Below are 19,382 nucleotides of genomic sequence, written 5' to 3' on the forward strand. Positions count from 1 at the left end.
TCGACCGGTTGAATCCGCACACGACGCGCCGACAGATTGCCGTTTTCGTCCCGATCGAAAGCGGTAAGCTGATTCGACCATGATTCGGCAATCACGAGTGTTCTGCCGCCGTCTTTGAGAACCATGCCGTTAGGGAAATCGAAACCGCTCGCGGCGACGCGCGCCACGCCGTCGGGTTCGACGACAAAAAGATCGGCGGGCCTCTTCTCCGCGCCGCCGAAAAGATCATAGCCAAAGTTGCCGACATAGATCCGCCCGAGACCATCCACGACGAGATCGTTCAGATCGGCAGGAGCGAGTGTGGACAGGTCCGCATGCAGTACCAGCTTGCCATCGACGATACGCATCAGCTTGCGATCGACCATCGACACGATGACAGGAGAACCGTCTCGCAGAAAGCCGATCCCTGAAGGACGGTGCGGGACGTCGCACACGACTTCGCGCTCGCCTGCCGCTGTGATCCGATAAAGCATCATGTCGGTGATGTCGGAAACCCACAGATGGCCACTGTACCAGCGCGGTCCTTCCAGGAAGGCGAAATTGTCGGCAAGCAACTGAGCCGTCTCTGTTCTCATTCGGAGAGCTCTCTCTATCGTGTGGTATGCAGGCTGCGCATGTGGCGCACAGGTGATGTTCGTGTTGCAGACTCAATGCCGTGTCGAGGCGGTGAGAAGGCCGACGATCCTGCGTATCAAAGGCGCGGCGACGAGTGCAAGCGGAAGCATGACCATCCACGAGAGAAGATAGGACCTGATCCAGTGATCGAAGAACGTTTTCTCCGAATAGAACGGCACACTCGATACGGCTGAAGCCACTGCACACGTCATTGCGCTTTGAATCCCACTGAAGAGGAAATGATTGAATCGGTGCGGGATGCGAAACATACGGTGAATGCCTGATAGCTCGATGCGTCAGGTCAAGTATGAAACGCTGCGACGGCATAAACAAACGAATAAAACGAATTGCTTCAAGCTGCGCTGCTTATGGTTGCCCGATGAGCACTTGAATAAGAGCGTTTGTGTGCTACATTAAACTTTGACGATTCTGTCAAATATGTCGAATGCGCTGCAGGCAATGCGCCGCTACAGCACTTTTTGTCGATGCAGATTGAAGCGATGTGAATGGAGGCAGGTTGCAAGATGGACACGGTGCGGACTATGCGAATATTTGCCCGGGTTGCTGAGGCAGGGAGTTTTACTGTCGCGGCACAGTCGATGGATCTGACTGCGGGCGTTGTGTCCCGTGCTGTCTCCGAGCTCGAGGATCGGATTCGTACGCGTCTGCTGCATCGCTCGACGCGAAGCCTTGCGCTGACTGATGCGGGCGAGCGCTATCTGAAGCGCGTCGTCGGCATTCTCGCGGAAGTGGATTCCGCAGAGGACGAGGCGAGCGGCGCCAACAACCGGCCGGAAGGGGCGCTGAAAGTCTTCAGCTGCATCGGCCTCGCCGGGCACATGGTCTTGCCGGCCATTCTGAAGTACAGGGAAGCCAACCCTGATGTGACAGTCGAGTTGACCGCCTCGCAAAACGTGCCCGATCTTTTCGATGGTCATAGCGATGTGGCGATCGTGGCAGCGCAGACACTGCCCGATTCTGGTCTCGTTTCGCGGCTGCTCGGCACGTCGTTTAGCGTGCTCTGCGCGGCACCTGCGTATCTGGGCGAGCATGGACTGCCTCGCTGCCCTGAAGACCTGTCCGGACACAATTGTCTCGCGTTGCATTCGGCGCTGTATCCCGGACACGAGTGGACACTCGAAGGGGCGGGGCGCAAAGTTGTGTTTCCAGTGCGCAGTGCGATCCAGACGAATACGGCCGAGACGCTTGCGGTCGCGATCAAAAGCGGTGCGGGAATCGGCGCGTTGCCGCTCTATGCTGCAATCGACGATATCCGGGCTGGAAAGATCATCCGGGTCCTGCCCGAATATACGGTTCAATCGATCAATATTTACGCGCTGTACGCATCGCGGAAATTCACCGATGCAAAGATTAAGACATGGGTGGAATTCCTGAGAACCGAATTGCCACACGCGCTTGCCGCAGAGAGAAAGCTGCTCCTGGACTGCGAGCGCAGCGCCGCGTTCGCGACGAAGATTGCTGGGACGTCTGTATTGCTGGATGCCGGAACGCGGTCGCTCGTGGTCTGAATCGCGTGATGTCGGCCGGTTATTTCAATCCCCGATAGTTACGAAGAGGGTGGTCCATCGGGGATGCGTGCAACGCGGGAGATCTTTGCGTCAGGAATATCGGTTCGCGCGTTCGGTAAAGGCGTCGTATCCCAGCCGTGCTTCTAACACGTGAGCAGGTTCGAGGTAAGCATCGGTGCTGTCCATGCTCGACGACGCCCGGTAGGTCGCCAACGCAGTCGTCAGCGACTTTGCCACCGCCTGCAGGCAGAACCCGTAGTCGAGAACGATATCGGCAGCGCCGTTCCATTCGCTCCGGTCGCGCACCGCCGGATGATTGATCGTCACGTACTTCGCAGGCACCATCTGGCGGATTCGACGCAGCGTTTCGGGCGTCGCTCCATTGGTGAAAATGTATTCGATGCCGATCTCCGCGAACGCCTTTACGCGGCGAATGGCTTCGCGCTCGTCGTGAGTTGCCCACATCGCATCGGTTCTCGCCATGATGATGAATTCCGGAGAGCTGCGAGCATCAAGGGCGGCGCGTATCCTGGCGAGCATCTGATCGAGGGGAATGAGGTGTTGCGGCAGATTGGTATGTTTGCCGCCCGCGTGATCTTCGATGTGAATGGCCGCGACTCCGGCGCGTTCGAACTCGCGAACGGTCCGCCAGATATTGCCCGGTTCGAAGAAGCCGCCTTCGGCGTCCGCAATCACAGGCACGGAAACGGCGGACGCGACTTTTCGAGCGTGATCGGCGAGCTGATCGAGGGTGAGGCTGCCTACATCAGGCATGCCATACACGGCGGCGGCCGTCGCATAGCTGCCGACATAGACCGCATCGAATCCTGCGCTTTCGACGAGCTTTGCACTGAATGCGTCATAGGCGCCGGGAATGACGAGGGCGCGGTTTTCATTCACGGAGTTTCTGAGTGCAGCCGAGGCTTCGCCGGGTCGCGGAACAGGTGAGAGTGTTGTCATCGTTCGATTCGTCAAAGCAGAGGGTTAGAGGATAGCGACTGGAGATATTTGACGAGGCCCCCGGAACTGAGCATCTTGCCCTCGGAGTGGCTGAGCGGCTCGAATGGCAGCGAGCGCCCCGTGGTCAGATTCATGACGACGTTTTCGGTCCATACGACTTCGATATGATCCCATCGTCGGATCAGTTCGAGAATGCCGGGACAGGTGATCTGCGGAAATCCCTCCGCCATTTCACCCCACCAGTAGCCGGGCGAAAAAGACTCGGCAATTACGCACGAGATGCCGAGGTCTCGCATCGCTGTCATTGGCGGATAGTGCGGGTGGCCATAGCCGAAGTTGCGTCCGCCGATCAGGATATCGCCCGGTTGCACAGTCGAAACGAAGTCGGGGTCGATCGATTTCATCACGATCCGACGCAGTTCGTCCGGGTCCTGAATCCGGATGTTCTTCACGCCGACGATCTGGTCTACGTCGTAATCGTCGTCGGAAAACACGAACGCCACGCGGCCTCGAAGGTTCTTCAGATTCATGTTCGCTCTCACAAATATTGACGGGGATCGGCAATACGGCCCTCGATCGCAGCGGCCGCGACGGCGCCCGCATTGCAGAGATAGATTTCCGCATCGGCGCTGCCCATGCGTCCCGGAACATTGAGCGTGCCTGTGGAGACGGCTCGTTGCCCCGCGGCTATCGTTCCAATGCGGCCGTAGCAATAGTCGCAGCTGGGCGAGGATACGAAGGCGCCCGCTTCGACGAGCGTAGAGAGGGTGCCTTCGCGCGAGGCCTCCAGCATGATCTGCTGCGAAGTCGGGACGATGTTCAGGCTGAAACCCTCCGCAACGTGCCTGCCGCGCAAAACAGCCGCCGCCGCTCTCAGGTCTTCCAGTCGCCCGGATGCGCACGAGCCCAGATATCCCGCATGGACGCGCAGACCGATAAAGTCACGCAGATCGCGCGTGTTGGCGGGACTCGGCGGCGCGACGACGACCGGCTCGATCGCAGCCAGATCGATTTCGTGAACGGCCGAGTAGCCGGCATCCGGATCGCTGTAGACCGGTTCGACCGACTTCTTTGCTCTTGCAAGCGCATAGCGCAGACGCTCCTCGTCCGGATTGACGATGGCCGAAATAGCGCCTGTGAACATGGCGAGTCCAGTAATGGTTTGAAGTCCTTCGATCGAAATCGAATCGAGTCCCGGCCCCGAGAGTTCCATGACCTTGAATCGGCAGCCTCCGGAGCCCACCTGTCGGACGATGTGATGAAACACGTCTCGCGCCATCACGCCGGGATTGAGCCTACCCTTGAGGTCGATACGGACTGTGTGCGGCACGCGTAGCGCAATGCGTTCGCGTGAATAGGCTTCCAGCATGTTCCGGTGAATGCCGAGCGCCAAAGTCCCGAACGTGCCCAACTGGCTGACGTGCGGATCGAAGTGAACGACGAGCGCGCCAGGCACGGCATAGCCGACCTCTGCCGCTACCTGGTGTCCGATACCTTTTCTTTCGAAGAGCGAAACCCGGTTTTCAGCGGTCCACTGCCGGGTCTCGATGTGGAACGCTTCCTCTTCTGCTGAGGCGACAGGAACCATGTGATCGATGAAGATTCCGAACCGCTCGGGTTCGGCGATGCGTTTGATCCCGAGGTCCTGTTTCAACTGCCTGAAATACACATTCGTGTAGCCGGGGAAGTCATACGCAAGCACGAAGTCGGGCTTGACCATGACTTCATCGCCCGGCGCGACCGAACCTAGACCCGCAGCGCGGGCAATGATTTTCTCGGTGATTGTGGAGCCCATCGTGTTTCCTCTGAATGGCCTGATTCGTCAGATGCGCGAATCCCGGTTCACAGATTATGCGGACCGATGCACAGAGGTCGAAGCGCAAAGTATGAATGGCAGCTAGCAGCGCGATGCCTGGATCAAGCGATGTTCCCGGCGCGCCGGGGCTTTGCGCGAAGCCGGCTTCCGCATTACTCGTACTGCGGGCAAATGTGTTTTCCAAAGAGCCGTTCTATTCCGATTCAACCTCTGTATCCAGTGTCATCGACGAACCTGCAGTCAGTACCTCGACGAACATGGAAACAAGCGGCTCCACGATGAACTGTTTCGCGGGGTCTTCGCCGATTACGGCGACTTCGGATGCGGGCAACGCCGGCCATTGTGCGGACGTCGGCAGGATCTTCATACCGTTTTGCAAGAAAGACTTGCCCAGCGCGGTGACACCCAATCCGCCCACCACTGCGGCCTGCACGCCGAGCAGATTGCTGGCCGTGCACGCGACCGACCATTCGCGGCGAGCTGCATCCAGTGTCTCCGTCATCACTTCCCGATATGCGCAAGGCGGCGGCATCATGATCAGGGGCGCGGGACGGGTGGGGTCGCTTCGATAGCTTTTCGCGGCCAGCCAGACGAGCGGTTCGCGCCATATCACGCGCCCGCGATGAGGCGATCCTTCGCGTTTGCGCCTGGCAAACACCACGTCGAGAAGACCGGCTTCATGACCGTCGATGAGGTCCTGGCTCGAACCCGCGGTCAAGTCGAGTTGTACAGACGGAAAGCGCTGGCCAAACCGCGCCAGGATGAGAGGCAGTTGCGACTGCACGAGGTTTTCGGAAACTCCTAGCCGTAAGCGCGTGGGTTGTGGAGGCTCTTGAAGCTCCCGTATGAATGCGTCGTACTGCGCGAGGAGCCGCCGTCCTGCAGCGAGCACGCGTTCGCCTTCGTGTGTCAACTTCAGCGAGCGGCTGGTGCGTTCGAAGACGCGCACGTTCAAGGCATCCTCGAGTCGCAATACCTTCTGGCTGACGGCGGATTGCGAACGTCCGACGACATGAGCAGCGGCTGTAAAGCTGCCCGACTCGGCTACCGCGACGAAGGCGCGAAGCAAATCCAGATCCAGCGTCATGCGTCCTTCCATTCGATAATCTGCTAGATGGAATTAAGATTAGTCGTTTGTCTTCTTGTTCGCAACTTCACATAATGAATCCGAGTGCCCGGAATTGGAGTGGGAGTCCGGAATACCGGGCGGTATCAACGTCATTGTTTTTGTGGAGCAGGAAGATGGTCGATCGTAATTCAGTCGAGATTGTCGAGAACTTCTGGCGGCAGGTCTGGCAGTCGCACAACCCCGATGCAGTGGATGAACTGGTTGCGGAAGATTTCGCCATCACGTCGGGCGGGGTTGTAATCCGTTCGCGCAAAGAGTTCAAGAAGTGGGTCGCCGCGTTTCTCGCGAGCATCGATGACTTCAGGTTCGAGGTCATCGAAACATTTCAGAACGAAGCGGGCGACCGGGTGGTGAGCCGCTGGCGCGTGACGGGCAAGAACAATGGCTTCATGGGATCGGAACCCTGCCAGTCGCAAATCGATATGACGGGCACAGCCGTGTTGCATGTTCGCGAAGATGGACTTCTTCAGCACAACTGGGTTGAACGTAGTGCGCTTGAAGTGCATAGGAGCTTCAAAGAACAACGGCTTTAAATTCGCATATGCTTTGAATCTGATTTGCTCCTGGTGCGAGCCCATCGGAAGATGGAAGGCTCGCACAATGGCATTCAGGCGAAACACTCAGGCACTCTGCGCCTTTAGCACAGTTGCGTAATTGGCTACCGCCATGCCGCCCATGTTGAAGAGCAGGCCGAATTCCGGCCGTTCCACTGCGATGCCCATGGCGTCACCGATGAGTTGCCTGAACGCCAACGCGTGCATCGAAACGCCTGTCGCGCCGATGGGGTGACCTTTCGCTTTCAGTCCGCCAGACAGGTTCACCGGCAACACGCCGCCTGCCTCGACCCGTCCTTCGTCGATCACGCGATGTCCCTCTCCGCGCGGTGCGAGGCCCATTGCTTCGTAGATGAGCAGCTCTGCGATCGTAAAGCAATCGTGGACTTCGGCGAAGTCCACGTCGGCGAGACCTATGCCCGCCTCGGTGAGCGCATTGCGTATGGCCAGCGTGGGGCCTTCGAATGCCAGCATGTCGCGTTTGCTGAACGGCAGGAAGTCATTCACGTGTGTCGCGGATTCGATAGTAACCCTGCGGGGAAAGTCTTTCGCACGGTCACTGGATGCAAGCACGAGCGCCGCCGCGCCATCGGAAACCAGTGAACAGTCGGTCAGGCGCAAAGGCGGCGCAATCAACGGATTATCCTCGGATACCGTATTGCACTGTTCAACTGACATCGCTTTGTGCATTTGCGCCAAAGGATTTTGCAGCGCGTTGGCGTGGTTCTTCGCAGCGATGGCGGCCATTGCAGGCAGCGGATCGCCATAGCGCTGCTGATACTGCTGCGTTGCCAATGCGAACAGTTGCGGAAAGCTGAGCGCGGCTTCGACAGGGGCATGTTGATAGCCTGCTTTCGCGAGTGCGGCGGTGACCTCGGCGGTCGAATTCGATGTCATCTTTTCCGCGCCGACCACGAGCACAAGGTCGGCTTCGCCTGCGCGAATGGCGTTGATTCCAGCGTGTATCGCTGCGGAACCCGATGCGCATGCGTTTTCGCAGCGAGTCGCGGGTTTGAAGCGCAGACCGGGATCGGCTTCGAAGACGAGTGACGCGGCGAATCCGTCGGACACAAGGCCCGAACTGAAGTGGCCGAGAAACACAGCGTCGACTTCCGAAGCGGGAACGTTGGCATCTTCGAGCGCATCGCGCGTCGCTTCGACAATCAGATCTTCGAGCGTGTGCTCCTTGAGCTTTCCAAAGCGCGTGTGACCGCTGGCCACGATTGAGACGGATTTTTTCGGCATGGCAATCTCGCTGTCCTCTCGGGAGTTGGGGTGTGGTGGCGCGTTCATTGCACGGTTGTGCGCCGACGGCTCAAGAATAATGTCGGATATTATGAGGTGCAAGAGAAATATCGCATCAGGCGCATGGTGACCTGCCACCGGGAAACTTATGCGACGATTCGGCCGAAATATGCGAGAAATCTCCCTTTTGCTAGCCATGTGTGGAGGCGCCCAGCGTGTATCACGAGGCAAATCCTGGGTTTCTACTTATACGACAGTCGAAAATAATGTCCGACAATGAGTTTGCTTGTGCATCTCCGATGCGCCGCCAACACTTCATCTGTCGAGAGGCCCCTGAATATGTCCTCCCCGTATTGCCTCACTAATGCACACAGCCGTGCGCTATTCGATCGCGTGCGCGCTTTCGTAGAAGAGCGGGTCATTCCATTCGAAACCGACCCTCGCAACACGCATCACGGTCCCAGTGACGACCTTCGAAGGGAGCTGAATGAGCTTGCCCGCGATGCCGGATTGCTCGCACCTCAAGTGGCCCGCGAATATGGCGGGATGGCGCTGACGCACGTTCAGCGAGTCGCGGTATTCGAAGCAGCGGGGTATTCGCCGCTCGGTCCGATTGCGCTTCATTGCGCGGCGCCAGATGAAGGCAATATGCATCTGCTCGAACAGGTGGCGTCCCGGACGCAGAAGGTGCGCTTTCTCGAGCCGCTGACGCGAGGCGCGGTGCGCTCGTGCTTTGCGATGACGGAGCCATCGCCCGGCGCGGGGGCCGATCCCTCGCTGTTGCAAACCGTCGCGCAAGGCGATGGCGAATCGTTCGTTGCACGAGGGACCAAGTGGCTCATTACGGGCGGCTACGGCGCCGGATTCATGATCCTGATGGCGCGAACCGTGGTCGCGGGAGTCGATCGCGGCGCGACCATGTTCCTTGTACCTTTGCCGCATCCGGCCGTGCAGATGGTGAGATTGATCGATTCGCTCGATTCGTCGTTTACGGAAGGACACGCTGAAGTTCGCATCGACGACCTTCACCTGACGCGCGACGACGTGCTGGGCGAAGTGGGCCAGGGCTTCAGATATGCACAGGTGAGACTCGCGCCCGCGCGTCTTACGCACTGCATGCGTTGGCTCGGAGCCGCTCAGCGGGCGCACGACATCGCCGTGGCGTACGCGTCGCGCCGCACTGCGTTCGGCAAGCCGATCGGTGAACACGAGGGCATCGGCTTCCAGCTGGCGGACAACGACATGGACCTTCATACGGCGCGGCTCGTCACGCTCGACGCCGCAGCGACGCTAGACCGGGGTGAGGCGGGCGGCTTCGAGTCGAGCCGCGCGAAGGTCATCGTGTCGGAAGCGTTGTATCGGGTGGCTGACCGGTGCGTTCAAATTCTGGGCGGGCTCGGTCTGACGGCGGACACCATCGTCGCGCAAATCTTTCGCGAATTGCGGGCATTCCGGATTTACGACGGCCCGTCTGAAGTGCATCGATGGTCGATGGCGCGAAAAATTCTGAAGACCAAACTGGAGAAGTGAATGGAGAGCCTGTTTTCGGTCAAGGGGCTGCGTGTTGTCGTGACAGGCAGTACGCGCGGTATCGGACGTGCAATTGCAGAAGCATTCGCCAGCCATGATGCGACGGTTGCGATTACGGGCCGCTCCGCGGAGCAAGCGGTCAGTGTCGCCAAGGCAGTGGGCGGAAACTGCTGGGGACATGCCCTCGATGTGACATCGTTCGATTCGCTCGAATCGTTCGCCTCCGAAGCGACCGCGCGGATGGGCGGTATCGATGTGCTCGTCAACAATGCCGGTGTCGATCCGTATTACGCATCGCTCGAAGACACCACGATCGACCAATGGAACGAGATCGTGCGAACCAATCTGGACGGCGTGTTCTTTGCCTGCAAGGCATTCAGTGGACAACTGCTATCGAGTCGCGGAAGTGTGATCAATATCTCTTCGATTGCGGGGCGAGTCGCGCTCAAGCGGCAGGTGCCGTACTGCGCGAGCAAAGGTGGCGTCGAACAGATCACGCGCGCGCTTGCGGCCGACTGGGCGGAGAAGGGCGTGCGGGTGAACGGAATCGGTTACGGCTTTATCGAAACCGACCTGACGGCGAAAATCACCGGACATGCGCATCTTGGTCCCAAACTGCTCGCGCGCACGCCGATGAACAGGTTTGGAAAACTCGACGAGGTTGCGGGGGCTGCGCTATTCCTCGCTTCTTCGTCGGCATCGTTTATCACGGGACACACGTTGATGGTCGACGGCGGATGGAGCTGCGCATGACCACCAAGCAGACGTTCGCCGCACTGGACGGCGTATCGGTTCTCGATCTGACGAGGCTGTTGCCCGGCGCAACCTGCACGATGCTGTTGGCCGATCTTGGCGCGGACGTCCTGAAGATCGAGCAACCCGGAACGGGTGACTACAATCGCGCATTTGCGCCAATCAAGCGGAAGGAGTCGGGTTCGTTTCTGCTGTTGAACCGCAACAAGCGTAGCCTGACGGTCAATCTGAAGTCCGAAGAAGGCAAGGAAATTTTTCGCCGTCTCGTCAAGCATGCGGACGTCGTCGTGGAAGGATTTCGACCTGGCGTGATGGACAGGCTCGGCATTGGCTATTCGACGTTGAGCGAGATCAACCCGCGTCTCGTGATGTGTTCGATTTCAGGCTTCGGGCAGACAGGGCCGCTTCGCGAGAGCTCCGGGCACGATGTGAACTACCTTGCGCTGACGGGCACGCTGCAACTGTTCGGTACGCCCGCAACCGGTCCGATCGTGCCTGGACTGAGCATCGCCGACGTGGGCGGCGGTTCGCTGATGGCCGTCTATGCGATTCTCTCCGCGCTGCTTGCGCGTGTACGAAGCGGGGAAGGGCAATACCTCGACGTCTCGATGACGGACGGGTTGGTCACCTGGCTGGCCTACCACGCGGCCGATGCATTGTTTGCAGGCATCGAGCCTCGCGGCGGCGAGCGGCCGTTTCTGGGCGCTGCGCCGTGCTACAACGTCTACGAATGCGCCGATCGTCGTCATATCTCGCTCGGCATTATCGAGTCGCACTTCTGGACGGCATTCTGCGATCTGATCGGGCATCCGGAATGGAAAGACGATCAGTGGCCAGTGGGTGAATCCGCAGCGCGCCAGTTCGCGGTGCTGCGCGACATATTCCGAAGCGCGCCCGTACACGAATGGGCTGCGCGCCTGGAGAATGCGGATATTCCGGCGGCGCCCGTCAATACGATGGCGGAGGCATTCGCTCACCCGCAAATGAAAGCGCGCGAGCTTCTCTATACCTGTGATCACCCGGTTGAGGGGACGATTCCTCAGTTGGGGTTTCCCGTCAAATTCTCAAGAACGCCCGCGTCTCACCGAATGTCGCCACCGTTGCTTGGCGAGCACAACGAGGAAGTGTTGTTCCGGCTGGGATACACCGAGGATGAAATATCCCGTATGCGGGAGGAAAAAATCATCTAGGAATTGAGCCGCGGGTGGTCTCTGCACGTCAGAAAAAAATAACCTGAATAAGGAGGATTCCTTATCGAAAATAGTGATTGGAATAGGAAGGCAAATGGTTAAATGAACGTTGTTCGAAGTTATTGAAACGCATGCGACTCATACGATAGTCGCGGGAGATATGCGATGCAGCCAGTTCAGGCAAAAGCCGAAATGAGCAGTGGCGCGCTAGTGGAAGGTATCTTTGAAGACACGGTGGCCAGAAAAGTCAGCCTCCGGATCGTGCCGTTTCTGCTCGTCTGCTACGTAGTTTCGTACCTTGATCGGATCAACATTGGTTTTGCCAAGTTTCAGATGCAGGACACCCTCGGGTTTAGCGATGCCATATACGGCATGGGGGCAGGTGTCTTCTTCATCGGCTATATGTTTTTTGAAATACCCAGCAACGTTTTCATGAAGCGGATAGGCGCAAAGAAGACGCTCAGCCGGATCATGCTGTTGTGGGGTCTCGTCGGATGTTGCATGGCTCTCGTATCCACGCCGATGCAGTTTTATGTCTGTCGATTCCTGCTTGGGGCTTGCGAGGCCGGATTTGCCCCGGGAGTCATCTACTACATCAGCTGCTGGTTTCCGAAGCGCCGTCAGGGCAAAGCATTGGGCGTGTTTTTTTCGGGCATTCCTATCGCTGGACTCATCGGTGGGCCCGCGTCCGGTTGGGTCTTGACACATTTCGATGGTCTGACCGGCATGCACGGATGGCAGTGGATGTTCGTGCTCCAGGCGGCGCCGGCGATTCTTCTTGGGGTGATCGCATACTGTCTTCTCGACGACGATATATCTCGCGCAAAATGGTTGTCATCTGATGAACGGCGCTACCTGGAAATGGAGATTGCGTCGGAGATTGACGTTACGCGGTCTGGCCACGCGCCGCGCATCGCCGATTTTGGCGACGTCCGTCTCTATCTGATGGCGCTTAGTTACTTCACGTTCATTTGCGGAACCTACGCGCTGAGCTTCTGGCTTCCTTCGATGTTGAAGAATGCGGGCCTCAAGGACAATCTTTCGATTGGTCTGTATTCAGCAATTCCGTTTGCAGTCAGTGCAGTCGGCATGGTGCTGTTGTGTAAAAGCTCCGACCGGAGTGGCGAACGCCGATGGCACACTGCGCTCTCCGCGATCGTAGGTGGCGCTGCGCTAGCCGCTATTCCGTTTGTACCGAACACGTTGTTCTGTGCGTGCACACTTCTCGCCATAGCTGCGACGACAATTTTCGCCACGATTTCGCTTTTCTGGACGATGCCGTCCGAGTACTTCGCGGGCTCTCCAGGCGCAGCGGGGTCCATTGCCTTGATCAACAGCATAGCGCTGACGGGCGGCTTCCTCAGTCCCTTCGTTATTGGCTGGATCAAGACTGCGACAGGTAGTCTGGTCGGCGGACTTTATTTGATTAGCGCGGTACTCGCGATTGGCGGGATCTTGCTGCTCGTCAGTGTGCCGAAGCATCTCGTAAAGAGGCATGCTTCTGTGTAGTTATGTCTGGAGATCGGAGCTTTGACGTAGCGATGTCAAGACAACGTCAAAGCTCCGTTTACAAGTTGATGCAAGTAAAACGTCGGTGTGTCTGGAAGGAAATCAACCCTTCGAAGCCCTAACGCGGCGCCATGCGCAACGCCCCATCCAGCCGGATCACCTCACCGTTGATGTATCCATTGCGGATGACCTCGCTGACGAGCGACGCGAATTCGTCGGGCCGGCCGAGCCGGGGAGGAAATGGGACGCTGCGTCCCAGCGCATCCTGCACTTCCTGTGGCAAGCCCTGCAGCATAGGCGTCTCGAAGATGCCCGGCGCGACGCAGACGACGCGAATGCCGACGCTGGCCAGTTCCCGCGCCGCCGGCAGTGTCAGGGCGGCCACGCCAGCCTTTGAGGCCGCGTAGGCGCTTTGTCCAATTTGCCCGTCGTATGCCGCGATCGACGCGGTATTGACGATGACACCTCTTTCACCGAATGCATTGGGGGCTTGCCCGGCCATCGCGGCAGCGGCGATCCGCATGACGTTGAAGGTTCCCACCAGATTGATCTGTATGACCTTTGCAAAGCTTTCCAGCTTGTGCGGGCCGCTTCGGCCGAGAATGCGCTCCGCGGGCGCAATGCCCGCGCAGTTGACGGCGCCGGACACGGGGCCGAACCGGTCTCGCACTGTCTCGAACAAGCGCGTGACCGCGTCTGAATCCGTCACATCCGTTTTGATCGCAATCGCGCGATCCTTGTATCGCTCGACCCGATCCGCAGCCGTCCGCTCGTCGAGATCAGCCAGAGCAACAGATGCGCCGCTCTGCAACAAGTGGAGAGCGACGGCTGATCCGAGACCGGATGCTGCGCCCGTTACCACGAAAACCTTACCTTCAACTTCCACATCGCCTCCTTTGTCGACAGCAACTGTTACTGGATAATCAATCGGATTCAGGTCCACACGGGCCTTCTTTTCTCAAGGAAGGCATTCACGCCTTCCCACTGGTTTTCATGTGTGAACAACTGCACGAATCTATCGCGCTCGACGGTTAATGCAGCCGGGCGGGACACGCCATTACGCGCAAGCGAGATGAGTTGCTTGCAGGCGTGCACGGCGTCCGGGCTCTGTCCGCGCACCTTGTGCGCCAGTTCCAGAGCACATTCCACGGATTTGCCGGTTGGAACCTTTTCTTCGATCAAGCCGATTCGTGCTGCCGTTTCGGCGGAGATGCGTTCACCCGTCAAGATCAGCCGCTTGGCCCAGCCTTCTCCCACGAGCCATGGGAGCGTTTGCGTACCCATGCCGCTTGGCAGCAGTCCAACCGATGCTTCAGGCAGAGCAAGCTGAGCATGGTCTTCGGCAACCCGTATGTCGCACGACAGCGCGCATTCGAGGCCGCCTCCCATCGCATAGCCATTGATAGCCGCGACTACGACCGGCCGCGCGTGCTGTAGCGCACTGAACGTATCGCTAAAGGCCTTTGCGGCTTGCCATGCGTTGGCCATGTCCGCACTGGCAAATGCATTGAGGTCTGCACCTGCGCAAAAGAACTTCGGCCCGTGCCCCGTGATGACGATTGAGCGAATACTCCGGTCACGATCGGCTTCTTCGATGATCTCCCGCAACTGGCTCAGGACCTGGAGGTTGAGGGCATTAGCGGGTGGGCGATTGAGCGTCAGAATCCATACAGCGCCGCCGTCCGTTTTATCGACGTCGATCATTGTTTGTCTCGCGAAGGTTGAAAAAGGCGCACCGCGACCTGTGCTTTCGTCGGGGTACGCCACAATGAGGATTTACCGCTTTTGATATTTACGGCCGGCCGAACTCGCGGTCGCGCAGCAATCTGCGAAGGAGTTTTCCAGTCGATGTCTTTGGAAGATCGTCTACGAATTCGATTCGCCTCGGATACTTGTACGGTGCTGTGGTGCGCTTCACATGGTCCTGAAGTTCGGTCACGAGCAGCGCCGACGCATTCACGCCGTTTTTGAGCACGACGTATGCCTTGACGATTTCTCCGCGCTCCGGGTCCGGCGAAGCGACGACTGCGCACTCGAGCACGCCCGGATGCTCCTGAAGGGCGCTTTCAACCTCGAACGGTCCAATGCGATAGCCCGCCGAACTGATGATGTCGTCCACACGGCCTTCATAGTAGACAAAGCCGTCTTCGTCGAGCCGCCCAAGATCGCCGGTGAGCCACCAACGTTCTCCATCGACTTCCACGCTGCCCGCAGCCGTGCGATCCCGGTCTTTGTAGTAGCCCAACATCAGTTGCGGATTCGGCAAACGCAGCGCCAGTTCGCCGACTTCTCCGGCGAGGCGGCGTGTGCGTTCCGCCGACAGAACGCCGAGCGTGCAGCCGGGAAGTGCACGCCCCATCGCGCCGGCGCGCCTTTCTTCTCCAACCTGATTCGCCACCGTCATGATCGTTTCGGTTTGCCCATAGGCTTCCAGCAAGCGGCAGCCGGTTGCTTTCTCCCACTGAACGATCACATCCGGGTTGACCGCTTCGCCGGACGATACCGTCAGCCGCAGTGCGGGAGCCTTGAAGGAGGGAAGATCCTGAGCGACGAGATGGCGAAACTCGGTGGCTGCCGCGCAGAACACGGAGATCCTGTATCGGCTTATCAGTTCCAGCCGCTTTGACGGATCGAACGGTCCGTTATAGAAGAACACGGTGCAGCCCGTACTCCATGGTGCCCATAAGATGGCCGTGCCTGCCTTGCTCCATCCCGTATCGGCGGTGCACCACATGACATCACCAGGCCGAAGCCCATGCCAGTACCATGCGGACACACGCCATGCATAGAGCGCTCTCGAAGCATGCAGAACGCCCTTCGGCATTCCCGTCGACCCCGATGTGTAGTACATGATCGCGGGATCGTCGGCAGCAATGGCAGGTGTGTTCAATGTACCGTCGTCGGTTTTTGCGAGGCGCCAGAAATCGAGCCAATGTTCCGGCGCATCCACCGAAATCCGCACCAAAGCATCGGAGACTGGATGCAGCTTCTCCACATTCGCTGCAGTCGTGATGACCGCGCGCGCTTCGGAATGACCGATCCGGTAAGCAAGATCTTTTTGCGTCAGCATCTCGATGCAGGGTATGACGACAGCTCCAAGGCGAATGCACGCGATCATCGCGAGTTGCCACTCGGCAATTCTCGGCAGAACGATGAGAACCCGGTCGCCTTTGCGCACGCCCTGTTTCTGAAGGCCGGCTGCGAGCCCCTTGGTGATCGCGGAGACGTCGGCATAGGTATAGCGGCGTTCCCGGCCATCCGCATCCACCGCGATCAAGGCGAGCAGTTGAGGATTACGCGCCCAGACATCGATGACATCCACCGCATAGTTGAAATGCTCGGGAATTCTCCATTCGAACTGCTTCGATACCGTCGCATAGTTGCCTTCGATTCTTGGCATCGCTGCATTGATTTCCGCCGACAGGTGTTCAACCGCCAAAGCAACGTCGATCATTTGAGGCTCCGATCATGTGATTCAGTGCAAATGTCCCTGACGAACCGAGTCGCAGTACTTCAGCAGTTCGAGGGAAAGCTTTTCGAATCTCGCGTACTTGTTCGTGCCCGGATCTACCGGGTCCCACCGCTTGTGCAACTGTGCAAACACGACTGCCAGCTTCAGCAGGCACAAGACGCGATGGAACAGGAACTGGCTCACGTCTCGCCTCGTTGCGATGGCGTAGGCCTGCAACGCGTCATCGCGGCTTGCGAAACCGGGTTGCGCTGTTGGCATCTGGTCGAGGTCATGCATGACTTCGGGGTCGTTCGCGTCGGCCCAGTAGCTCAGCAGCGTGGCGAGATCGAAGAGGGGATCGCCGCGAGTCGACATGTCCCAGTCCACGAGCGCTACGGGTTCGAGCGTGTCGGGATCGACGATGAAATTATCGAGCTTGAAATCGCAGTGAAGGAGGCTGGTTTCGCGTGCGGCTGGAATGTGCGTTGTCAGCCACGCGAGCACGGCTTCCGCCTCGGGCGGCCGGTTCGCGCCCCACGCTTGCGCCGCTCTCTGCCCCCAACCTTTGACCGCGCGCTGAAGAAAGCCATCGGGACGTCCAAGGCCGTCGAGACCCACAGCACGCGGATCGACCCTGTGAAGCTCGGTGAGCACGCGGATCATCTGCCGGGAGAGTTGCGCACCGCGCTCGCGATCCAGATGCACATGAGCAGGCTTCGAGCCTGAGATCACGATGCCGTCGCGATACTCGACGAGAAGGAACGGTGCGCCGAGCACCGACTCGTCAGCGCAATACGCGAGGCTCCTCGGCGCCAGCGGAAACTGCTCGTGCAGCCGGCTGAGCACCTTATGTTCTCGTGCCATGTCGTGCGCCCCGGCAGGCAACGGGCCGTTCGGCGGGCGGCGCAACACAGCCCAGTGTTCACCGCACCTGACAAGAAAGTTGAGGTTGGCATGACCGGTTGCGAAACGACGCGGAGTGAAGCCCAGATCGAGTTCGATGCCGCGCGCGCTCAGGTACTTCGCGGCAGCCATCCAGTCGGGCTGCGGACCATCGAAGGCCGACAGGAGCAGGGCGGATCTTGGCAGGAGAGCGGTGTCATCCATGGTTTCGGGCGGACGCATAGGCCGGTTAAGCGGACACGGGTTCCGCATGTCAGGAAGTGCGCAAGGAGCGGGTTGCTTCGCAACGCGCTTCGATTGCCAAGCGCAATAATGTCTGACAAAGTATAGGTGTGTTGGCGTGTGCAGATGACTGATGTTTACCCTGGCATCTGAATCCGACTCGGGCGAAGCGGAGGTTCGTCGGTAAAGTGCTGCGCCAACCGCGAGCAATCGCTCGAGCAGCGCGCCATCGAAAAGGGTTCAGGAAAATAGGCCAAATTGGCGAGGCTCGATGAACAGCGTCATTGAAATTCATGACCCGGCGGTGGTATACGCCACGGCGTGAATTCGCTGAAGCATCCGCTATTCGAACGGCAAATGCCCGATGAGAAGCGGACCGAAGTGCGCACTCGGATATGACGTAATGTCCGATATTATGGAGCGAGACGATGATGGACTTGATGTCCGTTGATGTAGAGCAAGCGCTGCTGACCCGCCGCAGCGTGCGTGGCTTCTTGCCACGACCCGTGGAACACGCGCTGGTAGTGCGCATCCTGGAGTTGGCTGCGCGCGCACCCAGCGGCACCAACACTCAGCCTTGGCGCGTGCACGTGCTCACCGGCCGGTCGCGGGATGAACTGGTCGAGCATGTCCTGCGAGCGGACGGACAGGAACCCGGACTGCACGTCGGCGAATACGACTACTATCCGAAAACCTGGCGCGAGCCATACCTCGGCCGCCGACGCAAAGTAGGTTACGACCTGTACGGCCTGCTCGGCATCGCGAAAGGCGACAAGGATGGGATGGCGAAACAGCATGCGCGCAACTATGAGTTTTTCGGCGCGCCGGTGGGTCTTATCTTCGTCATCGATCGCGATCTGGAAATAGGTAGTTGGCTCGATTACGGCATGTTCCTGCAAAGCATCATGATCGCTGCGCGGGGTGCGGGGCTCGACACTTGCCCGCAGCAGGCTTTCGCCAGGTATCACCGCGTGATCGCAGACTATCTCCAGCTTCCGCAGAGCGAGATGGTGGTGTGCGGCATGGCGATGGGTTATGCGGATCTCGACGAGCCTGCCAATCAACTTGTGACTGACCGCATGGCCCTGGATGAATTCGTGAGATTCCGTCATGACTGAACCGAAGATCCGTGTTTCCAGAGAAGGCGCAGTCTATGTCATCGAACTCAATCGCGCTGAGGCATTGAATGCACTCACAAGCGAGATGTTCGACGGACTGGAAAAGGCGCTCGACGACGCATCGCACTCCGACGCCAGAGCGATTTTGATCTGCAGTTCAATCCAAAAGGCGTTTAGCGTAGGCACCGACCTGAACGAGATTGCCAGACTTTCGCCGGACCAGATGGATGCGAGGAACGCGAAGGCCCAGCGCATACTCGGTACATTGCGCACACACGGACTGCTCACGTTCGCTCATGTGTGCGGATATGCTCTCGGAGGCGGGCTGGAACTCGCGCTGTCGTGCTCTGTTCGGCTGTTGTCGCCGCAAGCAAGTCTCGGGTTGCCCGAGATCAAGCTCGGAGTCGTTCCCACCTATGGCGGGATTCATACCTTGTCCGAACTCGTTCGAGAGGACGTTGCGCTGGATATGCTGACTTCCGGCCGCAGTCTCGATGCAAATGAATCCATGCGTGCCGGTCTTGGCACTCGCCAGATGAGATGCGCTGAACGGAGCGAGGCATTCGAGGTGCTGGGCGAATTCACGCGCCATAGTCTTGCCGCCCAAGAGCTAGTGCGCAAAGCGCTGACGAGCGCGCGGCGGACGCCTCCCGGTGAACCCTGCGCGGACGAGATCGACGCGATTCGAGTCGCCGTGCGGCTGAGGGACTTCGGCGAAGGCGTTGCCGCGTTCCTGGAAAAACGTCAAGCGGCCTTCCGCGACAAGTAGGGCAGGCGCATCGAACGCTCCCATGCCGTCAAGCCATCTGTATTATAATGTCTGATATTATCGTGGCGTAAGAAACGAAGAGTCGTTGT

Annotated in this window: 19 protein-coding genes; 8 read left to right on the top strand and 11 right to left on the bottom strand. The window is 58.8% G+C overall.

The genetic code is table 11. The features are described 5' to 3' along the window. Both BN2476_RS00005 and BN2476_RS00010 read right to left on the bottom strand, forming a co-directional pair. Positions 1–575, bottom strand: a 575-nt coding sequence (locus BN2476_RS00005; RefSeq protein WP_143810874.1) for an SMP-30/gluconolactonase/LRE family protein, incomplete at its 3' end; no start/stop codon positions are given. Between the two features lie 72 nt (positions 576–647). Continuing rightward, positions 648–884: a DUF2798 domain-containing protein gene (locus BN2476_RS00010; RefSeq protein WP_087732114.1), complete on the bottom strand. Its 237-nt coding sequence runs from the start codon at positions 882–884 to the stop codon at positions 648–650. Positions 885–1,139: 255 nt separating this feature from the next. On the opposite strand from BN2476_RS00010, the gene BN2476_RS00015 reads away from it, so the two are divergent. After that, entirely contained in the window at positions 1,140–2,144 is a 1,005-nt protein-coding gene (locus BN2476_RS00015) for a LysR family transcriptional regulator (protein ID WP_087732115.1), read from the top strand. A gap of 90 nt (positions 2,145–2,234) precedes the next feature. Here BN2476_RS00015 and BN2476_RS00020 read toward each other — a convergent pair whose 3' ends face one another. The 4 genes from BN2476_RS00020 to BN2476_RS00035 form a co-directional block, all read right to left on the bottom strand. Next, a complete protein-coding gene (locus tag BN2476_RS00020) occupies positions 2,235–3,104 on the bottom strand; it encodes an isocitrate lyase/PEP mutase family protein (protein ID WP_087732116.1) in 870 nt (289 codons plus the stop codon). Between the two features lie 11 nt (positions 3,105–3,115). After that, positions 3,116–3,634: a 3-isopropylmalate dehydratase small subunit gene (locus BN2476_RS00025; protein WP_087732117.1), complete on the bottom strand. Its 519-nt coding sequence runs from the start codon at positions 3,632–3,634 to the stop codon at positions 3,116–3,118. A gap of 8 nt (positions 3,635–3,642) precedes the next feature. Continuing rightward, positions 3,643–4,899 carry a 3-isopropylmalate dehydratase large subunit gene (locus BN2476_RS00030; RefSeq protein WP_087732118.1) on the bottom strand — a complete coding sequence of 419 codons (1,257 nt, stop codon included), beginning with the start codon at positions 4,897–4,899 and terminating at the stop codon, positions 3,643–3,645. Between the two features lie 214 nt (positions 4,900–5,113). Beyond that, the gene (locus BN2476_RS00035; RefSeq protein ID WP_087732170.1) at positions 5,114–6,007 is read right to left on the bottom strand and encodes a LysR family transcriptional regulator; all 894 of its coding nucleotides are present in this window, start codon (positions 6,005–6,007) and stop codon (positions 5,114–5,116) included. A gap of 155 nt (positions 6,008–6,162) precedes the next feature. Between BN2476_RS00035 and BN2476_RS00040 the strand changes: the two genes are divergently transcribed. Then, positions 6,163–6,582, top strand: a complete 420-nt coding sequence (locus tag BN2476_RS00040; protein ID WP_087732119.1) for an ester cyclase — start codon at positions 6,163–6,165, stop codon at positions 6,580–6,582. 87 nt (positions 6,583–6,669) lie between these two features. On the opposite strand, the gene BN2476_RS00045 is transcribed toward BN2476_RS00040, so the two are convergent. Continuing rightward, complete coding sequence (locus BN2476_RS00045; RefSeq protein WP_087732120.1) at positions 6,670–7,848, bottom strand: acetyl-CoA acetyltransferase; 1,179 nt, start codon at positions 7,846–7,848, stop codon at positions 6,670–6,672. 339 nt (positions 7,849–8,187) lie between these two features. Here BN2476_RS00045 and BN2476_RS00050 point away from each other — a divergent pair, with 339 nt between their 5' ends. The 4 genes from BN2476_RS00050 (at position 8,188) to BN2476_RS00065 (ending at position 12,830) form a co-directional block, all read left to right on the top strand. Beyond that, a complete protein-coding gene (locus BN2476_RS00050) occupies positions 8,188–9,378 on the top strand; it encodes an acyl-CoA dehydrogenase family protein (RefSeq protein ID WP_087732121.1) in 1,191 nt (396 codons plus the stop codon). Continuing rightward, on the top strand, positions 9,379–10,131 hold the full coding sequence (locus BN2476_RS00055; protein ID WP_087732122.1) for an SDR family NAD(P)-dependent oxidoreductase: 753 nt from the start codon (positions 9,379–9,381) through the stop codon (positions 10,129–10,131). After that, entirely contained in the window at positions 10,128–11,321 is a 1,194-nt protein-coding gene (locus tag BN2476_RS00060; protein WP_087732171.1) for a CaiB/BaiF CoA transferase family protein, read from the top strand. The genes BN2476_RS00055 and BN2476_RS00060 overlap by 4 nt, the downstream gene beginning before the upstream one ends. Positions 11,322–11,486: 165 nt before the next feature. After that, positions 11,487–12,830, top strand: coding sequence for an MFS transporter (locus BN2476_RS00065; RefSeq protein ID WP_235850642.1), 1,344 nt, complete (start codon positions 11,487–11,489; stop codon positions 12,828–12,830). 118 nt (positions 12,831–12,948) lie between these two features. Here BN2476_RS00065 and BN2476_RS00070 read toward each other — a convergent pair whose 3' ends face one another. The 4 genes from BN2476_RS00070 to BN2476_RS00085 form a co-directional block, all read right to left on the bottom strand. After that, entirely contained in the window at positions 12,949–13,716 is a 768-nt protein-coding gene (locus tag BN2476_RS00070; protein ID WP_087732123.1) for an SDR family NAD(P)-dependent oxidoreductase, read from the bottom strand. 47 nt (positions 13,717–13,763) lie between these two features. Next, positions 13,764–14,534 (bottom strand): enoyl-CoA hydratase, encoded by a 771-nt coding sequence (locus BN2476_RS00075; RefSeq protein WP_087732124.1) that lies wholly within the window; start codon positions 14,532–14,534, stop codon positions 13,764–13,766. Positions 14,535–14,622: 88 nt separating this feature from the next. Further along, positions 14,623–16,284: an acetate--CoA ligase gene (locus BN2476_RS00080; RefSeq protein ID WP_218274490.1), complete on the bottom strand. Its 1,662-nt coding sequence runs from the start codon at positions 16,282–16,284 to the stop codon at positions 14,623–14,625. A 21-nt stretch (positions 16,285–16,305) separates the two neighbouring features. Then, positions 16,306–17,388, bottom strand: coding sequence for a phosphotransferase family protein (locus BN2476_RS00085; protein ID WP_160111654.1), 1,083 nt, complete (start codon positions 17,386–17,388; stop codon positions 16,306–16,308). 446 nt (positions 17,389–17,834) lie between these two features. Here BN2476_RS00085 and BN2476_RS00090 point away from each other — a divergent pair, with 446 nt between their 5' ends. Both BN2476_RS00090 and BN2476_RS00095 read left to right on the top strand, forming a co-directional pair. Next, positions 17,835–18,524, top strand: a complete 690-nt coding sequence (locus BN2476_RS00090) for a nitroreductase (RefSeq protein WP_438942847.1) — start codon at positions 17,835–17,837, stop codon at positions 18,522–18,524. Continuing rightward, entirely contained in the window at positions 18,517–19,293 is a 777-nt protein-coding gene (locus BN2476_RS00095) for an enoyl-CoA hydratase/isomerase family protein (protein WP_087732127.1), read from the top strand. Before BN2476_RS00090 ends, BN2476_RS00095 begins: the two co-directional genes overlap by 8 nt. Positions 19,294–19,382: the final 89 nt, after the last annotated feature.

The organism is Paraburkholderia piptadeniae (assembly GCF_900007165.1).
Classification (GTDB): Bacteria; Pseudomonadota; Gammaproteobacteria; order Burkholderiales; family Burkholderiaceae; genus Paraburkholderia; species Paraburkholderia piptadeniae.

What these genes read in the sequence shown, in the direction of transcription:
- BN2476_RS00090 (WP_438942847.1), top strand. Translation starts at nt 17,835, where the DNA reads ATGATGGACTTGATGTCCGTTGATGTAGAGCAAGCGCTGCTGACCCGC.
- BN2476_RS00025 (WP_087732117.1), bottom strand. Translation starts at nt 3,634, where the DNA reads ATGAATCTGAAGAACCTTCGAGGCCGCGTGGCGTTCGTGTTTTCCGAC.
- BN2476_RS00010 (WP_087732114.1), bottom strand. Translation starts at nt 884, where the DNA reads ATGTTTCGCATCCCGCACCGATTCAATCATTTCCTCTTCAGTGGGATT.
- BN2476_RS00020 (WP_087732116.1), bottom strand. Translation starts at nt 3,104, where the DNA reads ATGACAACACTCTCACCTGTTCCGCGACCCGGCGAAGCCTCGGCTGCA.
- BN2476_RS00075 (WP_087732124.1), bottom strand. Translation starts at nt 14,534, where the DNA reads ATGATCGACGTCGATAAAACGGACGGCGGCGCTGTATGGATTCTGACG.
- BN2476_RS00015 (WP_087732115.1), top strand. Translation starts at nt 1,140, where the DNA reads ATGGACACGGTGCGGACTATGCGAATATTTGCCCGGGTTGCTGAGGCA.
- BN2476_RS00085 (WP_160111654.1), bottom strand. Translation starts at nt 17,388, where the DNA reads ATGGATGACACCGCTCTCCTGCCAAGATCCGCCCTGCTCCTGTCGGCC.
- BN2476_RS00035 (WP_087732170.1), bottom strand. Translation starts at nt 6,007, where the DNA reads ATGACGCTGGATCTGGATTTGCTTCGCGCCTTCGTCGCGGTAGCCGAG.
- BN2476_RS00060 (WP_087732171.1), top strand. Translation starts at nt 10,128, where the DNA reads ATGACCACCAAGCAGACGTTCGCCGCACTGGACGGCGTATCGGTTCTC.
- BN2476_RS00040 (WP_087732119.1), top strand. Translation starts at nt 6,163, where the DNA reads ATGGTCGATCGTAATTCAGTCGAGATTGTCGAGAACTTCTGGCGGCAG.
- BN2476_RS00030 (WP_087732118.1), bottom strand. Translation starts at nt 4,899, where the DNA reads ATGGGCTCCACAATCACCGAGAAAATCATTGCCCGCGCTGCGGGTCTA.
- BN2476_RS00080 (WP_218274490.1), bottom strand. Translation starts at nt 16,284, where the DNA reads ATGATCGACGTTGCTTTGGCGGTTGAACACCTGTCGGCGGAAATCAAT.
- BN2476_RS00095 (WP_087732127.1), top strand. Translation starts at nt 18,517, where the DNA reads ATGACTGAACCGAAGATCCGTGTTTCCAGAGAAGGCGCAGTCTATGTC.
- BN2476_RS00045 (WP_087732120.1), bottom strand. Translation starts at nt 7,848, where the DNA reads ATGCCGAAAAAATCCGTCTCAATCGTGGCCAGCGGTCACACGCGCTTT.
- BN2476_RS00050 (WP_087732121.1), top strand. Translation starts at nt 8,188, where the DNA reads ATGTCCTCCCCGTATTGCCTCACTAATGCACACAGCCGTGCGCTATTC.
- BN2476_RS00065 (WP_235850642.1), top strand. Translation starts at nt 11,487, where the DNA reads ATGCAGCCAGTTCAGGCAAAAGCCGAAATGAGCAGTGGCGCGCTAGTG.
- BN2476_RS00055 (WP_087732122.1), top strand. Translation starts at nt 9,379, where the DNA reads ATGGAGAGCCTGTTTTCGGTCAAGGGGCTGCGTGTTGTCGTGACAGGC.